Annotated in this window: 15 protein-coding genes; 5 read left to right on the top strand and 10 right to left on the bottom strand. The window is 72.8% G+C overall.

The window, feature by feature from the left end:
- Positions 1–110 precede the first annotated feature (110 nt).
- From tsaE to ACN6LD_RS05065, 5 genes are all read right to left on the bottom strand, one after another.
- Positions 111–623, bottom strand: a complete 513-nt coding sequence (gene tsaE, locus ACN6LD_RS05085) for a tRNA (adenosine(37)-N6)-threonylcarbamoyltransferase complex ATPase subunit type 1 TsaE (protein WP_057584656.1) — start codon at positions 621–623, stop codon at positions 111–113.
- On the bottom strand, positions 589–1842 hold the full coding sequence (locus ACN6LD_RS05080) for an alpha/beta hydrolase (protein WP_319195295.1): 1254 nt from the start codon (positions 1840–1842) through the stop codon (positions 589–591). Before ACN6LD_RS05080 ends, tsaE begins: the two co-directional genes overlap by 35 nt.
- Positions 1843–1897: 55 nt before the next feature.
- Positions 1898–3061 carry an alanine racemase gene (gene alr / locus ACN6LD_RS05075; protein WP_319195297.1) on the bottom strand — a complete coding sequence of 388 codons (1164 nt, stop codon included), beginning with the start codon at positions 3059–3061 and terminating at the stop codon, positions 1898–1900.
- A gap of 261 nt (positions 3062–3322) precedes the next feature.
- A complete protein-coding gene (locus ACN6LD_RS05070) occupies positions 3323–4762 on the bottom strand; it encodes an NAD(P)H-hydrate dehydratase (RefSeq protein ID WP_445042597.1) in 1440 nt (479 codons plus the stop codon).
- A 46-nt stretch (positions 4763–4808) separates the two neighbouring features.
- Positions 4809–5180, bottom strand: a complete 372-nt coding sequence (locus ACN6LD_RS05065) for a holo-ACP synthase (protein WP_057584784.1) — start codon at positions 5178–5180, stop codon at positions 4809–4811.
- A 157-nt stretch (positions 5181–5337) separates the two neighbouring features.
- Between ACN6LD_RS05065 and ACN6LD_RS05060 the strand changes: the two genes are divergently transcribed.
- The gene (locus ACN6LD_RS05060) at positions 5338–6327 is read left to right on the top strand and encodes a hypothetical protein (RefSeq protein WP_319195302.1); all 990 of its coding nucleotides are present in this window, start codon (positions 5338–5340) and stop codon (positions 6325–6327) included.
- Positions 6324–8087 carry a M16 family metallopeptidase gene (locus ACN6LD_RS05055; protein ID WP_445042596.1) on the top strand — a complete coding sequence of 588 codons (1764 nt, stop codon included), beginning with the start codon at positions 6324–6326 and terminating at the stop codon, positions 8085–8087. Before ACN6LD_RS05060 ends, ACN6LD_RS05055 begins: the two co-directional genes overlap by 4 nt.
- A 136-nt stretch (positions 8088–8223) precedes the next feature.
- Here the strand turns inward: ACN6LD_RS05055 and glmS are convergent, their stop codons facing one another.
- Positions 8224–10071: a glutamine--fructose-6-phosphate transaminase (isomerizing) gene (gene glmS, locus ACN6LD_RS05050; protein ID WP_266726344.1), complete on the bottom strand. Its 1848-nt coding sequence runs from the start codon at positions 10069–10071 to the stop codon at positions 8224–8226.
- Between the two features lie 239 nt (positions 10072–10310).
- Between glmS and coaA the strand changes: the two genes are divergently transcribed.
- On the top strand, positions 10311–11279 hold the full coding sequence (gene coaA / locus ACN6LD_RS05045) for a type I pantothenate kinase (RefSeq protein WP_319164319.1): 969 nt from the start codon (positions 10311–10313) through the stop codon (positions 11277–11279).
- 16 nt (positions 11280–11295) lie between these two features.
- Positions 11296–12216 (top strand): DUF389 domain-containing protein, encoded by a 921-nt coding sequence (locus tag ACN6LD_RS05040; RefSeq protein WP_445042595.1) that lies wholly within the window; start codon positions 11296–11298, stop codon positions 12214–12216.
- 375 nt (positions 12217–12591) lie between these two features.
- On the opposite strand, the gene glmM is transcribed toward ACN6LD_RS05040, so the two are convergent.
- The 3 genes from glmM to rplM all read right to left on the bottom strand — a co-directional run bounded on the left by glmM (position 12592) and on the right by rplM (position 15219).
- Positions 12592–13950, bottom strand: coding sequence for a phosphoglucosamine mutase (gene glmM, locus ACN6LD_RS05035; protein WP_319192008.1), 1359 nt, complete (start codon positions 13948–13950; stop codon positions 12592–12594).
- A 263-nt stretch (positions 13951–14213) separates the two neighbouring features.
- Entirely contained in the window at positions 14214–14735 is a 522-nt protein-coding gene (gene rpsI / locus ACN6LD_RS05030; RefSeq protein ID WP_107442401.1) for a 30S ribosomal protein S9, read from the bottom strand.
- Positions 14736–14775: 40 nt separating this feature from the next.
- The gene (gene rplM / locus ACN6LD_RS05025) at positions 14776–15219 is read right to left on the bottom strand and encodes a 50S ribosomal protein L13 (protein WP_020132189.1); all 444 of its coding nucleotides are present in this window, start codon (positions 15217–15219) and stop codon (positions 14776–14778) included.
- 400 nt (positions 15220–15619) lie between these two features.
- Here rplM and ACN6LD_RS05020 point away from each other — a divergent pair, with 400 nt between their 5' ends.
- Positions 15620–16495: a hypothetical protein gene (locus ACN6LD_RS05020; protein ID WP_319192009.1), complete on the top strand. Its 876-nt coding sequence runs from the start codon at positions 15620–15622 to the stop codon at positions 16493–16495.
- Positions 16496–16534: 39 nt separating this feature from the next.
- Here ACN6LD_RS05020 and truA read toward each other — a convergent pair whose 3' ends face one another.
- Positions 16535–17392 carry a tRNA pseudouridine(38-40) synthase TruA gene (truA, locus tag ACN6LD_RS05015; protein WP_445042594.1) on the bottom strand — a complete coding sequence of 286 codons (858 nt, stop codon included), beginning with the start codon at positions 17390–17392 and terminating at the stop codon, positions 16535–16537.
- Positions 17393–17444: the final 52 nt, after the last annotated feature.

The following is a 17444-nucleotide window of genomic DNA, read 5'->3' as shown; positions in this document are numbered from 1 at the left end:
ACGAGCGTGAGGCCGCCACGAGCGTCAGACCGACACGAGCGTGAGGCCGCCACGGACGTCAGACCGGACACGAGCGTCAGGCCGCCACGGACGTCAGGCCGCCACGGACGTCACGCCGACAGCACGCCGAGGTCCGCCGAGGCCCACCGCCGCCCGAGCGCCGACACGGTCACGTGCCGCACCTCGTCGTCCGTGTCGCCGACCGCCCGGTGGATGCGGATCTGGAGCCGGTCGTCGGTCAGCTCCTCGACCTTGCCCTCGCCCCACTCGACGACGATCACCGACTCGGGCAGCGACACGTCGAGGTCGAGGTCCTCCATCTCGTCGAGGCCGCCGCCCAGGCGGTACGCGTCGACGTGGACCAGCGGCGGACCGTCCCCGAGGGCGGGGTGCACCCGGGCGATCACGAACGTCGGAGAGGTGACCGCGCCCCGGACCCCGAGCCCCTCGCCGAGCCCCCGGGTGAGCGTCGTCTTGCCCGCCCCGAGCTCCCCGCTCAGCATCACGAGATCGCCGGCTCGCAGCACCTTGGCCAGCCGGCGGCCGAAGTCCCGCATCTGCTCGGGGGAGTTGACGGTGATCCGAAGGTCAGCCGGGTGGTGCGGCGCTGCTGGTGTCTCCATAACCTCCCACGGTAGCCCCTGCCGGCACGGCGCCCGCGCGGGTGAGGAGGTCGGCGAGGCGGTCGGTCACCACTTCCGGGTGCTCGAGCATCACGAGGTGCCCGGCGTCGGGGACGAGGACCAGTTCGGCGTCCGGCAGCATGTCGGCGATCGCCTCACTGTGCTCGCTCGGCGTCACCAGATCGCCGATGCCGGCCAGCACCAGCACCGGCATGTCCGTGAAGCAGGCGAGCGCCTCGGTCTTGTCGTGGTCGGTGAACGCCGGGTAGAACTCGGCGACCACGTCGATCGGCGTGCTCTCGATCATCCGCTCGGCGAACCGCGCCACCGCCGGGTCCACGTCTCGGGACGCGAACGAGTACCGCTTGATGATGCCCGCGAAGAGATCGGCGGTCGCCCGGCGCCCCTTCTCCACCAGGGCCGCCTGCTGCCCGAGCGCCCGCAGCACGCCCGGCAGCACCCGCCTGACCGCGTTCACCCCGGCGACCGGCAGCCCGAAGTTGACCTCGCCGAGCCGCCCGGACGACGTCCCGACGAACGCGGTGGCGACGACCCGCTCGCGGATCAGCTCGGGATACAGGGCGGCCAGGGCCATCACCGTCATCCCGCCCATGGAATGCCCGACCAGCACGATCGGCCCCTCCGGCGCGGCCGCGTCGACGACGGCCCTCAGGTCGCGTCCCAACTGGTCGATGGTGACCGGCACGCCGTCCCGGGTCTGGGCGTTGCCGCGCCCGGACCTGCCGTGGCTGCGCTGGTCCCAGTGCACGGTCCGCACGACGCCCCGCAGGGCCGCCCGCTGGAAGTGCCAGGAATCCTGGTTGAGGCAGTAACCGTGGCTGAACACCACGGTGACGGGCAGCGGCGCCTTGCGCCCGAAGAGCCTGCGCCGCCGGTTCGGCGGGCCGCCCTGCGGCTCGACGTCGTCGACCTCGTAGTACAGCTCGGTGCCGTCGTCGGCGTACGCCTTGCCGGGGGTGCCGCGCAGCCCGCCGTACGGTCCCGCCGAGTCGAGCGCGAGCCGGGCCTTGGCCCGTATGCCCCGCCCCACGGTCATCCGCTCCAGGGCGACTCCGGCCGCGGCTCCCGCGGCGATCACGCCTATCGCGGCGCCCGCGATGCCGGTCGCCCGGCGCCATCCTCCGGCTTCCCCCGTCGCGGACGCGGCGAGGACCGCCGTGGCGGCGCTCGACACCGCCTCCGCGCTGCTCTCGCTCACGTGCCGCTCCTCCTGGGCCGATGTCCGTGCACTGACTGCGGGTTACCCGGTCTGGTCACTCATTCACATAGACGCGGGGAACGCGCGATCCGATGCGCGTGACGATCTCGTACCCGATGGTTCCGGCCGCCTGCGCCCAGTCCTGCGCCGTGGGCTCGCCGCGGTCGCCCGGTCCGAAGAGGACCGCCTCCGCGCCGGGGCCGGGATCGTCGCCGCCGAGGTCGACGACGAACTGGTCCATCGCGATGCGGCCGGCGGCCGTCCGCCACTTGCCGCCGACCAGCACCGGGCCGGTCCCGGAGGCGTGCCGGGGCACGCCGTCGGCGTACCCGAGGGGCACCAGCCCGAGCGTCGTCTCACCCGGGGTGACGTAGTGGTGGCCGTAGCTCACGCCGTGCCCTCCGGGGACGCGCTTCACCAGGGCCAGCGAGGCCGCGAGCGTCATCACCGGACGCAGCCCGAGGTCGGCGGAGGAGCCCAGCTCGGGGCTGGGCGAGAGGCCGTACATCGCGATCCCCGGGCGGACCAGGTCGAAGTGCGTCTCCGGGAGGGTGAGCGCGGCCGGGGAGTTGGCGATGTGCCGTACCTCGGGCCGGGCGCCCTGCTGTTCGGCGTACGCCACCATCTCGCGGAACCGGTCGACCTGGGCGGCGACGGAGGGGTGCCCCGGTTCGTCGGCACAGGCGAAGTGCGACCAGAGGCCGGTGATCCGCACCAGTCCCTCGCGCTCGGCGCGCAGCGCCTCCCCGACGAGCTCGGGCCAGTCGGCGGGCTGGCATCCGTTGCGTCCGAGCCCGGTGTCGGCCTTGAGCTGCACCCGGGCGGCCCGCCCGGCCGCCCGTGCGCCCTCGACAGCCTCCCGCAGCGCCCAGAGCCCGCTCAGCGACACGTCGAGGCCTGCGTCGACGGCCTCCCGCCAGGGCCCGCCCGGCGTCCACAGCCAGCACATGATCCGGACGTCGGCGGGCAGTCCGGCGTGCGCGCGCAGCGCGAGGGCCTCCTCGGGCGTGGCGACGCCCACCCAGGCGGCGCCCGCCTCGACGGCGGCGCGGGCGCAGGGTGCGGCCCCGTGTCCGTATCCGTCCGCCTTGACCACGGCCATGAACGCCGCGCCCGGCGCCTTGGCGCGCAGGGTACGCACGTTGGCCCGCAGCGCGGCCAGGTCGATCTCGGCGTGGGCGCGCGGCGGGGCGGCGGGCGGCTTGGCAGTCTCACTCATCGCGCCCAGTGTCGCAGAGCGGCCGAACGGCACTCCCGGCACCGGGCCGCCTTTCCCCGCACGGCGACCCGGGAGACGACGCGCGCCGGGCTGCTCTCACTCAGGGCTGGTACAAGCGGCCTAGCCGCCATCCGCCAGCACACCGCCCTTCAGCACACCGCGTGACAGCACACCGCGGGGGCCGGGCCGGCGGAGCGGGCGAGGACATGAGGGACGCGAGTTCGACCGACGCTGACGTGACGGGCGGGGATATGACGCACGTCAGTCGCGCACGTCCCGCCAGGCGCGCGGGATCGCCTCGGCCACGTCGTGCGCCCCGACCGGCGCCCCGTCCGCCGCGTACCGGCCCGCCAGGCCGTGCAGGTACGCCCCGACGCTCCCCGCGTCCAGCGCCCCCAGCCCGGCCGCCAGCAACGAGCCCGCGAGCCCCGACAGCACGTCCCCGCTGCCGGCCGTGGCGAGCCACGCCGTCCCGGTGGCGTTCACCCGCACGGCGCCCTCGCCGCCCGCGTCCGCGACGAGCGTCGTCGACCCCTTCAGCAGCACCGTCGCCCGGTACCGCGCCGCCAGCTCGCGCACCGAGGCCAGCCGGGCCCCCTCCACCTGCTCGCGTGCCACGCCCAGCAGCGCGGCCGCCTCCCCGGCGTGCGGCGTCATCAGCGTCGGCGCGGCTCGCCCCCGCACCGCGGCGGGGTCGGCCAGCCGCAGCCCGTCGGCGTCGATCAGCACGGGCACGTCGGCGGCGAGCACCTCCGCGACCGTCCCGGCGTCGTCCCCGGCGCCCGGACCGACGACCCACGCCTGCACCCGTCCGGCGTGCGCGGGCCCCCGCTCCGACACGAGCGTCTCGGGAAACCGCGCGAGGACCGCGTCCCCGGCCGGGCCCACGTACCGCACCGCCCCGGCCCCGCCGCGCAGCGCGCCCGCGACGGCGAGCACGGCGGCACCCGGATACCGGGCCGATCCGGCGGCGATCCCGACGACGCCCCGCCGGTACTTGTCGCTCTCCCCGCCCGGCGCCGGCAGCAGGGCGGCCACGTCCGCGTGCTGCAGCGCCTCCAGCTCGGGTGCGGCGGGCAGCACGTCGCCGAGCCCGATGTCGACGAGCCGCACCGAACCTGCGTACTCGCGCGCGGGATCGACCAGCAGCGCCGGCTTGTGCGTGCCGAAGGCGACGGTGAGGTCGGCGCGCATCGCGCTCCCGTGCACCTCGCCGGTGTCTGCGTCGACGCCGCTCGGCAGGTCGACGGCGACGACGAGGGCCCCGGCCTGCTCGACGAGCGCGGCCACGTCCGCCGCCTCCGGCCGCAGACCGCCCTTGCCGCCGATCCCGACGACGCCGTCGAGCACCAGGTCGGCGCGGCGGACGACGTCGCCGGCCCCGTCGGGAGCCACGGTCGCGCCGCCGGCCCGGCGCAGCGCCGTCAGCCCCCCGGCATGGGCCCGCCCGGGCGCGAGAAGCACGGCGGTCACCCCGGCTCCGCGCCGGGCGAGCCGCGCCCCGGCGTACAGGGCGTCGCCCCCGTTGTCCCCGCTGCCGACCAGCAGCACGATCCGGCGTCCGTACACCCGGCCCAGCAGGTCGGCGCAGGCGGCGGCGAGCCCGGCGGCGGCCCGTTGCATGAGGGCCCCTTCCGGGACCCGGGCCATCAGCTCCCGCTCGGCACGGCGGACGGTCTCCACGCAGTAGGCAGTACGCATACGGTCGAGTCTGCCCCGGTCTCCCCCGCCGCCGCACCCGCGCGCCTCACCCTTCGGCCACCACCACCGCCGAGGCCACGCCCGCATCGTGACTCAGCGACACATGCCATCCCCGTACGCCCAGTTCGGCCGCCCGGGCGGCGACGCTCCCCTGCACCCTCAACCGGGGCCGCCCGCTCTCCTCGACGTACACCTCGGCGTCGGTCCACAGCAGTCCGGGCGGGGCCCCGAGCGCCTTGGCGAGGGCCTCCTTCGCCGCGAACCGGGCCGCCAGCGAGGCCGCGCCCCTGCGCTCCCCGCTGGGCAGCAGCAACTCGCTCCGCAGGAACAGCCGCTCGGCGAGTCCGGGTGTCCGTTCCATGGACGCCGCGAAGCGCTCGATCTCGGCCACGTCGATACCGACCCCGATGATGCTCATGCCGAGCACCCTAGGCCCTTGATGTCAGCGCCTGGTGCTAGCCTGCGGCGACTTGATCACGTCAAGTCGAAGCAGACTTTCTCAGCGGACTTTCACCGCCGCGCGCCCTGGGGGGCCAGCCCGCGCGCCGCGGACGGCGACGCCAGGGGGCGGGGGAATGACCAGCACGACCAGCGGCATGACCAGCGGCAGACCCATGGGCTCTTCGGGGCCGACGTTCGACCCGTACGACAACACGCCCGAGCTGATCCCGCTGCGCACCGCCGCGCAGGCCGGGGACTGGCCGGCCGTCCGGGCGTACTTCGCGGGGCTCGACTCGGCCGACAAGATCTCCTCGGCCTCCCGCCTCCTCGGCGACACCGCCGGCGTCGAGGACTTCCTGGAGCGGGCGGCCGCCGAATCGCCCGCCGACCCGCTGCCCCGCACCCTGCTCGCCGAGCGGTACGTCTGCATCGGCTGGGACATCCGCAGCGGCGCCCGCGCCAAGGACGTCTCGCAGGATCAGTTCGGCCAGTTCCACGACTGGCTGCGGCGGGCCGAGCAGCTGCTGATCGAGGTCTGCGCCGAGCAGCCCTCGTACGCCCCCGCCTGGACCGCCCGGCTGACGGCCGCGCGCGGCCTGCAGCTGGGGCAGGCCGAGGCGCGCCGCCGCTACGACCGGCTGTCCGCGCACCACCCGCACCACTACCGCGCGCAGACGCAGCTCCTGCAGCAGCTGTGCCCGAAGTGGGGCGGCTCCTGGGAGGCGGCGCACGGCTTCGCCCGGGAGTGCGCGACCGGCGCCCCCGACGGGTCGAACTCCGCCGCAGTGGTGGCCCTCGCCCACATCGAGCACTGGCTGGACCTGCCGAGCGGCGAGGACGCCGCGTACCTGAGGGGCGTGCCGGTCCGCGACGACCTGCGCTTCGCCGCCCAGGTCTCCGTGCTGCACCCCGGCCACCGGCCCGACTGGAACTCGGTCGCCGCGCACAACGTGTTCGCGTTCGCCTTCGCGCTGGGCGGCCACCACGCGGACGCGGCCCCGCACTTCGCCTTCCTCGGCGACCGCGGCACGGAATACCCCTGGCAGTACCTGCCCGACCAGAAGTCGGCGTTCCTCGGCTTCCGCAAGGCCGCACTGGAATCCCGTGGAGGCGGCGCCCGATGACCACGAACCTGCACAAGCACGACGGCGTCGACGACCTGGACGGCCTCGCCGCTCTCGAGGGCCTCGTCTCGCACACCACCACGAACGGCGTGCCCACCCTCTACGCCCCCGCCTCCGGCAAGGAGATCACCGCAGGTCTCTTCTTCCGGGTGGGCCGTGCCGACGAGACGCTGGCCACGGCCGGCGTCACCCATCTCGTCGAGCACCTCGCCCTGCACCGGCTGGGCCTGTCCGACCTGCACTACAACGGCGCGACGGCGAACGCGTACACCCTCTTCCACGTGCACGGCAGCGAGGAGGAGGTGGTCGAGTACCTCAACAGCGTGTGCGCCGGGCTTCGGGACCTGCCGATGGAGCGGCTGGAGACCGAACGGGAGATCCTCCGCACGGAGGCGGCCGGCCGTGGCGGCGGACCCCAGAACCAGATGCCGCTGTGGCGGTACGGCGCCCAGGGCTACGGACTGTCCAGCTACACCGAACTGGGCACCTGGAGCCTCACGCCCGACCAGGTCCGCCACTGGGCCGAGACCCGCTTCACCAGCGACAACGCGGTGCTGTGGGTCACCAGCGATCACGTCCCCGAGGGCCTGGACCTGACCCTCCCCCGGGGCTCACGCTTCCCCGCCCCGGCCGCGACCAGCGCCCTGCCCGTCACCCCGGCGTACATCAGCGGCGACGACGGACACGTGGTCCTCACCTCGGTGCTGCGCCGCTCCACCGCGGCCAGTGTCTTCGCGGACGTCCTCGGCCGGGCCCTCTTCCAGGACCTGCGTCAGGAGGGCGGCTACTCCTACTCCGCGGAGGCCGACTACAGCCCGCGCGACGCCGAGTTCGCCACCCTCACCGCGTACGCCGACGCCCTCCCGCAGAAGCAGGACGCGGTCGTCGGCGGCTTCGTCGACACCCTCGCGCGGCTGCGCGCGGGCCGCATCGAGCAGGCCGAGCTGGACTCCGTCCGCGGCAAGCTCCTCAAGGTGTACGACGCCCCCGACCTCGGCGCGGCGGTGCTCCCCTCGTACGCGCTGAGCCTGCTGCTCGGGCACCCTCTCCTCACCCCCGACCAGCACCGGGCCGAGCTGAACGCGGTGACGACGCAGGACCTGCACGAGGTCGCCCGCCAGGCATGGGACGGCGCGCTGCTGCAGGTGCCGGGCCGGGGCGTCGACTGGGCGGGCCTCACCCTCGCCCCGCAGTTCTCGACGGCCGCAGTGACCGGCACCCGCCACCAGTCGCTGGAGAACGAGGACGTCACCCTGGTCATCGGCACGGACGGCGTCAGCCTGCTCACCCCGAGGGGCCCGGTCACCGTCCGCTACGACGCCTGCGCGGCGATGACCACGCGTCCCGACGGCGCCCGCACCCTCACCGGCCACGACGGTTTCTCGGTCACCGTGGAGCCGACCCTGTACAAGGGCGTCACGCCGGATCGCATCGCGGCGCTGGACGCGGCCGTGCCCGGCGGAGCGATCGTCCGGATGCCGGCCCGCGAACCCGACCACATCCCGCAGCCCCGCAAGCGGCCCCCGACGGCCCGGGCGGCCGGCGCCGGCGGCTCGGTGGGCGGCTGGACCGCCGCCCTCTGGCTGGTGGGCCTGCTGGCGGCGGCCTGGGGCGTGGTGTGCGGGGTCATCACCGCCGACGAGTCCGCGATGGCGGACCCGGAGTGGGACGCGGTCACCGGCGTCTGGATCATGGAACTGCCGCTGCTCTTCGCGGCCTGGAAGCTGTTCGCCGCCCGCAGGCGCCGCACCCGGAACTGACCCACCGCGTGGGGGGCGGACACGCGACACGCCCCCCACCCCACCCGACCCGTCTCGACCCGATTCGACCCGGCCCGGCCCGCGAGCAGCCCTGCTCCACAGCGACGGGGCGGCCCGCTGCTGCACGGGGCGGCCTCTACTCCACGGTGACCGACTTGGCGAGGTTGCGCGGCTGATCCACCTCGTTGCCCCGCGCGGTCGCCAGCTCGCACGCGAACACCTGCAACGGAACCGTCGCCACCAGCGGCTGCAGCAGCACCGGCGTGGCGGGAATCCGCACGAGGTGGTCGGCGTACGGCACGACCGCCTCGTCCCCCTCCTCCGCGATCACGATGGTCCGCGCCCCCCGCGCCCGGATCTCCTGGATGTTGGAGACGATCTTGTCGTGCAGGACGGACCGGCCGCGCGGCGAGGGCACGACCACCACCACGGGCAGGTCCTCCTCGATGAGCGCGATCGGCCCGTGCTTCAGCTCCCCCGCCGCGAACCCCTCCGCGTGCATGTAGGCGAGCTCCTTCAGCTTGAGCGCGCCCTCCAGCGCGACGGGATAGCCCACGTGCCGGCCGAGGAACAGCACGGTGTCCTTGTCGGCCAGCGACCGGGCCAGCTCCCGCACCGGCTCCATGGTCTCCAGCACCCGCTCCACCTCGCCGGAGATCCGCGCCAGGTCCCGGACGACGGCCCGGATCTCGTCCCCCCACTTGGTGCCGCGCACCTGGCCGAGATACAGGGCGACCAGATAGCACGCCACCAGCTGGGTCAGGAACGCCTTGGTGGACGCGACGGCCACCTCCGGCCCCGCGTGCGTGTAGAGCACGGCGTCCGACTCACGGGGGATGGTCGACCCGTTGGTGTTGCAGATGGCGAGCACCTTCGACCCCTGGTCCCGCGCGTGCCGCAGCGCCATCAGCGTGTCCATCGTCTCGCCGGACTGGGAGATGGCGATGACGAGGGAGCGCGGGTCCAGGATCGGGTCCCGGTAGCGGAACTCGCTGGCCAGCTCCACTTCGCAGGGGATGCGCGTCCAGTGCTCGATGGCGTACTTGGCGATCAGCCCGGCGTGGAAGGCCGTGCCGCAGGCGACGACGACGATCTTGTCGATCTCCCGCAGCTCCCGGGCGGGGATGCGCACCTCGTCGAGGGTCAGCGAGCCGCCGGCGTCGATCCGTCCGAGCAGGGTGTCGGCCACGGCCTTGGGCTGCTCGGCGATCTCCTTCAGCATGAAGTAGTCGTAACCCCCCTTCTCCGCCGCCGACGCGTCCCAGTCGACGTGGTACGAACGCACCTGGGCCGGACGGCCGTCGAACCCGGTGACCGTCACCCCGTCCCGGCGCAGTTCCACCACCTGGTCCTGGCCCAGCTCGATCGCCGACCGGGTGTGCGCGATGAACGCGGCGACGTCCGAGGCGAGAAAGGCCTCGCCCTCGCCGACACCCACCACCAGCGGCGAGTTGCGGCGCGCCCCCACCACCACGTCCGGCTCGTCCGCGTGCACCGCGACCAGCGTGAACGCGCCCTCCAGGCGCCGGCACACGAGCCGCATCGCCTCCGCCAGGTCGGAGGTCACGGAGAACTCCTCGGCGAGCAGATGGGCGACGGCCTCGGTGTCGGTCTCGGACAGCAGCTCGTGTCCCCGCTCGGCCAGTTCGGCCCGCAGCGCCGCGAAGTTCTCGATGATCCCGTTGTGCACGACGGCGACCCGCCCGGCGTTGTCGAGATGCGGGTGGGCGTTGACGTCGGTGGGCCCGCCGTGCGTGGCCCACCGGGTGTGCCCGATGCCCGTCGTCCCGGCCGGCAGCGGCCGCTCCGTCAGCTCCTTCTCCAGATTGACGAGCTTGCCCGCCTTCTTCGCCGCGGCGAGCCCCCCGTCGGCCGGCACGGCGACGCCCGCCGAGTCGTACCCCCGGTACTCCAGCCGCTTCAGTCCGGCCATCACGACGTCGAGCGCCGACTGAGACCCCACGTATCCCACGATTCCGCACATGCGCGGCAGCCTACGGCCGAAGCCCGCCCCGAAAGAGCCTCCGCGTGCCCGATTCCGGAAATTCCCACCGCCGCACGAACACCCCGACGGCGCCCGTCCCCGCCCTGCCCGCGCCCTGCCCGCCCCCCGGCGCCGGCCCGGGCGGCTGCCCGCCGGCCGGCCGGCCGGCGTGACGGACCCCACCCGCCATCGCGTTCAAACTCCGTTAACAATGGACTGTGATCTCTCCGGTCCCCCCGATGCCCCGGAGCGCCCACCGGCACAGGCCGGAGGCGACTCCCTACGTCGACCTCACCCGATCCGAGTGGAGCGCGCTGCGGGAGAAGACCCCGCTGCCGCTGACCGCCGAGGAGCTCGAGAAGCTGCGCGGTCTGGGGGACGTCATCGACCTCGACGAGGTGCGGGACATCTACCTGCCGCTCTCCCGCCTCCTCAACCTCTACGTGGGCGCCACCGACGGCCTGCGCGGCGCCCTGAACACCTTCCTGGGCGAGAAGGGCTCGCAGTCCGGCACCCCCTTCGTGATAGGGGTCGCCGGCTCCGTCGCCGTCGGCAAGTCGACGGTCGCCCGTCTGCTGCAGGCCCTGCTGTCCCGCTGGCCGGAGCACCCACGCGTAGAACTGGTCACCACGGACGGCTTCCTGCTGCCCACCCGGGAACTCGAAGCCCGCGGCCTGATGTCCCGCAAGGGCTTCCCCGAGTCCTACGACCGCCGCGCGCTGACCCGGTTCGTCGCCGACATCAAGGCGGGCAAGGGCGAGGTCACCGCGCCCGTCTACTCCCACCTGATCTACGACATCGTCCCCGACCGACGGCTCACCGTGCGCCGCCCCGACATCCTCATCGTCGAGGGCCTGAACGTCCTGCAGCCCGCGCTGCCCGGCAGCGACGGCCGCACCCGCGTCGGCCTCGCCGACTACTTCGACTTCAGCGTGTACGTCGACGCGAGCACCGAGGACATCGAGCGCTGGTACCTCAGCCGGTTCCGGAAACTGCGTCAGACCGCCTTCCAGAACCCGGACTCGTACTTCCGCAAGTACACGCAGGTCTCCGAGGAGGAGGCGCTCGACTACGCCCGCACTCTCTGGCGCACCATCAACAAGCCGAACCTGGTGGAGAACATCGCCCCCACCCGCGGCCGGGCCGGCCTCGTGGTCCGCAAGGGCCCCGACCACAAGGTCCAGCGGCTGCGCCTGCGCAAACTCTGACGGCTACCCTGCCCCCATGCTGCACCTGCGTCTGATCACCCCGGCGGAGCGGACCGACGACGTGGTCCGTCTGATCGAGGGGACCGTCGGGGCCACCCATCTGGTGGTCCTCCCCCGAGCCGCCCGCAACCCGGCCGGCGACGTCGTCCTGTGCGACGTGGCCCGCGAGGCGGGCGACGAACTTCTGTCCGGTCTACAGGAGTTGGGCCTGGAGGAGACCGGCTCGATCGCCGTGGAGAACATCGACCTCTCGCTCTCCCTGCGCGCGGACAAGGCCGAGGCGGAGGCCCCCGGCGAAGGCGCGGACGCGGTCCTGTGGGAGCACCTGACCGACGCCACCCACGAGGAGTCGACGCTCTCCGTCACCTACCTCGCCTTCATCACGCTGGCCACGATGATCGCGGCCTGCGGCGTGGTGCTCGACAACGCGGTCCTCATCGTCGGCGCGATGGCCGTCGGCCCGGAGTTCGGCCCGCTCGCCGGCGTGTGCACGGCGATCGTGCAGCGCGCCTCCCGGCTGGCCGTTCGCTCGCTGATCGCCCTGCTGGTCGGCTTCGCGGTGGCGATGGCGGTGACCGTCGGCTTCAGCCTCTTCATGGACGCGGTAGGCCTGTTCACCGTGACCAAGCTGGACGGAGCCCGCCCACAGACCGGCTTCGTCTACGCCCCGGACTGGTTCTCCTTCGTCGTCGCCGTACTGGCCGGAGTCGCCGGCACGCTCTCCCTGACCTCGGCGAAGTCGGGCGCCCTGGTGGGCGTGGCGATCTCGGTGACGACGGTCCCGGCGGCGGCGAACGCGGCGGTCGCCCTCAGCTACGGCGACATGGGCCAGACCTGGGGCTCGGCGAAACAGCTCCTCCTGAACCTCCTGGGCATCATGCTGGCCGGCACCCTGACCCTCCTGACCCAGAAATGGGCCTGGTCAAAACGCCGCTGAAACCCCCGACACCCCCCACCCGACAACCCCGCCCAGACCAGGCCCCCCACCCAGGGGCGCGGGGAACTGCGCACCCACCCACCAACACCCGCACCACCCAACCCCGCCCAGACCAGGCCAGGCCCCCCAGGGGCGCGGGGAACTGCGCGACAAACCCCAACGCACCCGCACCCCCCAACACCAGGCCAGGCCGCCCCCACCCAGGGGCGCGGGGAACTGCGCACCCACCCACCAACACCCGCACCACCCAACCCCGCCCAGGCCAGGCCCCCCAGGGGCGCGGGGAACTGCGCAACAAACCCCAACGCACCCGCAGCCCGCGACGCGCAGAACCCCGACCCCGATCGACCCCGATCGACCTCGGCCCGCCCCCGGCTAACCCAGCGCCGACTTCACGACATCCGCCAGCCGCCCGGCAACAGCCCGAGCCTGATCGATGTCCGCCGCCTCGACCATCACCCGAACCAGCGGCTCGGTCCCGGAAGGCCGCAGCAACACCCGCCCGGTGGACCCGAGTTCCCGCTCCGCCTCACCGACGGCAGTCGCCAGCTCGGCCGAGTTCCCGACCCGGGACCTGTCGACGTCGGGCACGTTGATCAGGACCTGCGGCAACCGCTCCATCACGGAGGCCAGCTCACGCAACGACCGCCCCGTCTCCGCGACGCGAGCCGCCAGCATCAGCCCGGTCAGCGTGCCGTCGCCGGTCGTCGCATGGTCGAGGATGATCACGTGCCCGGACTGTTCGCCGCCGAGCGCGTACCCGTGCTGCTTCATCTCCTCGAGCACATAGCGGTCGCCGACCGCGGCCTGCACGAGGTGGATCCCCTCGCGCTCCATGGCCAGCTTGAAGCCGAGGTTGGACATGACGGTCGCGACAACGGTGTCCGAGCGCAGCACGCCCCGCTCCCGCATGGACAACGCCAGCACGGCGAGGATCTGGTCGCCGTCGATCTCCTCACCCGTGTGGTCCACGGCGAGGCACCGGTCCGCGTCACCGTCGTGCGCGATGCCCAGGGCGGCGCCGTGCTCGATGACCGCGGCCTTCAGCTTGTCCAGGTGGGTCGACCCGCAACCGTCGTTGATGTTGAGCCCGTCCGGCTCGGCCCCGATGGTCACGATCTCCGCGCCGGCCCGGGCGAACGCCTCCGGCGACACCCACGCGGCAGCGCCGTGCGCCTCGTCGAGGACGATCCGCAGCCCGTCGAGCCGGTTCGGCAGGACGGCGATGAGGTGGGCGACGTACCGGTCGAACCCCTCGTCGTAACTGCGCACGCGACCGACGCCGCCGCCGGTCGGCCGGTCCCAGGGCGCGCCGGTGCGGTGCTCCTCGTAGACGGTCTCGATGGCGTTCTCGAGCTCGTCGGCGAGCTTGTGACCGCCGCGGGCGAAGAACTTGACGCCGTTGTCGGGCATCGCGTTGTGGCTGGCGGAGAGCATCACGCCCAGGTCCGCGCCGAGCACGCCGGTGAGGTACGCGACCGCCGGCGTCGGCAGCACGCCGACCTTCAGCACGTCCACGCCCGCACTCGCCAGACCCGCCACCACGGCGGCTTCCAGGAACTCCCCGGACGCGCGCGGGTCCCGTCCGACGACGGCCACCGGTCGGTGACCCTCGAAGGTGCCCGCCTCGGCCAGCACGTGCGCCGCCGCGACGGACAGGCCGAGGGCCATCTCCGCCGTCAGATCCGCGTTGGCGACACCGCGCACGCCGTCCGTGCCGAAGAGTCGTCCCACTTGTCCTCCTGAGGAAGCGTCAGTTTCACAGGCCGTGCGGCCCGGTCGCCGGTCGGCCGGCCTGCGGCCGCTCCCGCGTCCAGGCATTCGATGCCCCCGGCATCCCATCGCACAAGCCTTTGAGCACCTTGTGCCGTTATACGCCCACGGCTGCGATAAAACGAACGCCCCGACGACACTATGGCGTGCCGCCGGGGCGTTCGGAGTACGTACGGACGAGGCGAGAGACCCGCTCCCGGATACGTACGAGCAGGCAGCGAAGCTTAGCGCTTGCTGTACTGCGGGGCCTTGCGGGCCTTCTTCAGACCGGCCTTCTTGCGCTCGACCGCGCGGTCGTCACGCGTGAGGAAGCCGGCCTTCTTGAGGGCGCCGCGGTTGTTGTCGACGTCGGCCTCGTTCAGCGCACGGGCGACACCGAGACGGAGCGCACCGGCCTGACCGGAGACGCCGCCACCCGAGATGCGGGCGATGACGTCGTAGCGGTTGTCGAGCTCGAGCACCTTGAAGGGCTCGTTGACTTCCTGCTGGTGCACCTTGTTCGGGAAGTAGTCCTCGAGCGTGCGCCCGTTGATCTTCCACTTGCCGGAGCCCGGAACGATCCGGACGCGGGCGATGGCGTTCTTGCGACGGCCCAGGCCGGCCGCCGGCTGGGCCTCGCCGAAGCGGGAGGCCAGGGACTCCGAGGTGTACTCACCCTCGACGGGGACCTCGGACTCGGTGGTGTAGCTCTCGATGTCGACGAGCTCGGTCTCTTCGAGCGGCTGCTCGGCAGTGGTCTCGGCCACGGTTCTCCTCAGTTCTTTTCAGCTAGGGGTGTGGCCGGAATTACTGCGCGACCTGGGTGATCTCGAACGGCACGGGCTGCTGCGCCGCGTGCGGGTGCACGTCACCCTTGTAGACCTTCAGCTTCGAGAGCATCTGACGGCCCAGCGTGTTCTTGGGGAGCATGCCCTTGACGGCCTTCTCGACGGCCTTCTCGGGGTTGTTCGCGAGAAGGTCGTCGTAGCGCACGGAGCGCAGACCGCCCGGGTACCCGGAGTGGCGGTACGCCATCTTCTGGGTGCGCTTGTTGCCGGAGAGGTGCACCTTGTCGGCGTTGATGATGATGACGAAGTCACCGGTGTCGACGTGGGGCGCGTAGATCGGCTTGTGCTTGCCCCGGAGGAGGGACGCGGCAGTGGTGGCGAGACGGCCCAGGACGATGTCCTGAGCGTCGATGACGTGCCACTGGCGCGTCACATCGCCGGGCTTGGGGCTGTACGTACGCACGGTTCGTAGCCTTCGCTTCTTCAGTGAATTGGTCCTGACAAGGTCACCGAAGACGATCACGACAGCCCAGACCGCACTGCGGTGACGCATACCGCGTGCTGGTCGCTGGTCATCGGCCCGGTGGACCGGTGTAAGGGCCCGTCCCGTGAGAAGAGCGCGCCAATACACAACGAAGATGCAGGATACCCGCGTCTCCATGGTGGGGTCAAAACGAGCCCGATCGACGCAGGAAACGCCCCTCCGGAGTGGCCCGCGCCACATGTCCGGGGACAGCCTGGGAGAACGCCGCACCAAGCACCCGGAGATGTCGTGTTTGCCCGCCCCCCGCCCCGGAATCCACCGGGCTCCGGTCCCCGTCGGCACGGAAAGCACACCCCGCACCCCGTCTAAGATGCGCCCCATGAGCTATGGGCAGGGGGGACCTCAGTCCCAGTGGGATCCGTGGAAACCGAACTCCCAGCAGCCGTGGGGCACCGGCGATGACGCCAGCACCCCGGACTGGGCCGCGCTCGCCGAGGCGTCCGAAACGCGCAACAAGCGCCGCAGGCTGCTGTTCATAGGCGGCGGCGTGCTCGCCACCCTCGGCATCGGCACCGCCGTGGCCATGGGCGTGGTGTCGGCGAACGGCGACGACAAGGCCAACCGGCCCACGTCCTCGCTGCCCGCGACCGCCGACCTGCCGAGCGCGTCCTCCACCCCGTCGTTCGCGCCGACCAGCGCCCCGCCCCCGCTGGACCCCAAGGAGTTCGTCTCCAGCAAGGCCAAGGACACCGCCCCCAACGGGCCGGACCTGCTCTTCCCCGGCCTGCAACTGACCATGGGCCCGGCCGTGTACAAGAAGGGCGCCAAGGCCGACAGCACCACGTGCGCCACGGGCGCCGCGGGCACCCTGGGCAAGGTCCTCGCCGCCAACGGCTGCACCCGCATGATGCGCGTCACCTACACCAGGGACGGCATCGCGGTCACGGTCGGCGTGGCCGTCTTCGACACCGAGGCGCAGGCCCTCAAGGTCAAGAGCCAGTCCGACGGCAAGAGCATCGTCAAGGCCCTCGCCGGCGGGGGCGTCAAGGCCTTCTGCAACGGCGCGATCTGCCGCTCCACGACCAACTCCTACGGCCGGTACGCCTACTTCACGATCACCGGCTTCGCCAACGGCAAGGACGTCACCACCAAGGACACCGCCGTCTTCACCACCGGCGACGACCTGGCCGAGTTCGCGTTCCAGCAGCTCCGCCGCCGCGGCGAGGCCCAGGCGTCGGCGGCCGCCAACAGCTGACCGGCCGGCCCGGGCCCCACGACGCCGCGCGGGGCGGGGTCAGCAGCAGCCGGCCCTGGGCAGCGTCCTCCGGTTGCGCGCCTCCTTGCTGCGCGCGGCGAGCAGCCCGTCCGCCGGGTAGCCGACCTCCTCCAGCGTCAGCCCGTGCGGCCGCACGACGTGCACGGCCGAGTCCCGTACGCCGGCCGCGAGCACCTTGGCGGGCCACTCCGGACCGCGGTGCCCGTCCCCCACGAACAGCAGCGCCCCGATCAGCGAACGCACCATGTTGTGGCAGAAGGCGTCGGCCCGGACGGTGGCGGTGACGATCCCGTCGTCGTCCTTCGCCAGACTCAGCTCCTGGAGCGTGCGGATGGTGGTCGCGCCCTCCCGCTTCTTGCAGTACGCGGCGAAGTCGTGCTCGCCGAGCAGCTGCCGGGCCGCCTCGTTCATGGCGTCCACGTCGAGCGGCCAGTCGTGCCACAGGACGTGCCCCCGCAGCAGCGGATCGACGCCTCCGGGGTTGTCGGTGACCCGGTAGGCGTACCGCCGCCAGATCGCCGAGAACCTCGCGTTGAACCCGCTCGGCGCCTCCCGCAGGGCCCACACCCGCACGTCCCTCGGCAACCGCCCGGCGAGCCGCTTCAGCAGCTTCTCGTGGTGCTCACGCCAGACCGCCTCCGGCAGATCGACATGGGCGACCTGGCCCCGCGCGTGCACCCCGGCGTCGGTGCGCCCGGCCACGGTCAGCTCGTACGTCGTCCCGCCCGACCGGGTGACGGTCCGCAGCGCGTCCTCGATCTCCCCCTGCACGGTCCGCCGGCCGCCGGCCTGCTTGGCCCACCCGGAGAACGCGCTCCCGTCGTAGGACAGGTCCAGCCGCACCCGTACGAACCCGGGCTGTGCTTCGTCACTCACGTACAGATCCTCTCAGCAACACAAAAGCGGGCCCGCTCCTCGAAGGGAACGG

Source organism: Streptomyces sp. SAS_272 (genome assembly GCF_052543235.1).
This window is presented reverse-complemented; position numbering and strand designations above follow the sequence as displayed.

Excerpts from the sequence above, each read along its gene's own strand:
- tsaE (WP_057584656.1), bottom strand. The coding sequence starts at position 623 with ATGGAGACACCAGCAGCGCCGCACCACCCGGCTGACCTTCGGATCACC.
- alr (WP_319195297.1), bottom strand. The coding sequence starts at position 3,061 with ATGAGTGAGACTGCCAAGCCGCCCGCCGCCCCGCCGCGCGCCCACGCC.
- ACN6LD_RS05070 (WP_445042597.1), bottom strand. The coding sequence starts at position 4,762 with ATGCGTACTGCCTACTGCGTGGAGACCGTCCGCCGTGCCGAGCGGGAG.
- ACN6LD_RS05065 (WP_057584784.1), bottom strand. The coding sequence starts at position 5,180 with ATGAGCATCATCGGGGTCGGTATCGACGTGGCCGAGATCGAGCGCTTC.
- ACN6LD_RS05060 (WP_319195302.1), top strand. The coding sequence starts at position 5,338 with ATGACCAGCACGACCAGCGGCATGACCAGCGGCAGACCCATGGGCTCT.
- ACN6LD_RS05055 (WP_445042596.1), top strand. The coding sequence starts at position 6,324 with ATGACCACGAACCTGCACAAGCACGACGGCGTCGACGACCTGGACGGC.
- glmS (WP_266726344.1), bottom strand. The coding sequence starts at position 10,071 with ATGTGCGGAATCGTGGGATACGTGGGGTCTCAGTCGGCGCTCGACGTC.
- coaA (WP_319164319.1), top strand. The coding sequence starts at position 10,311 with ATGCCCCGGAGCGCCCACCGGCACAGGCCGGAGGCGACTCCCTACGTC.
- ACN6LD_RS05040 (WP_445042595.1), top strand. The coding sequence starts at position 11,296 with ATGCTGCACCTGCGTCTGATCACCCCGGCGGAGCGGACCGACGACGTG.
- ACN6LD_RS05020 (WP_319192009.1), top strand. The coding sequence starts at position 15,620 with ATGAGCTATGGGCAGGGGGGACCTCAGTCCCAGTGGGATCCGTGGAAA.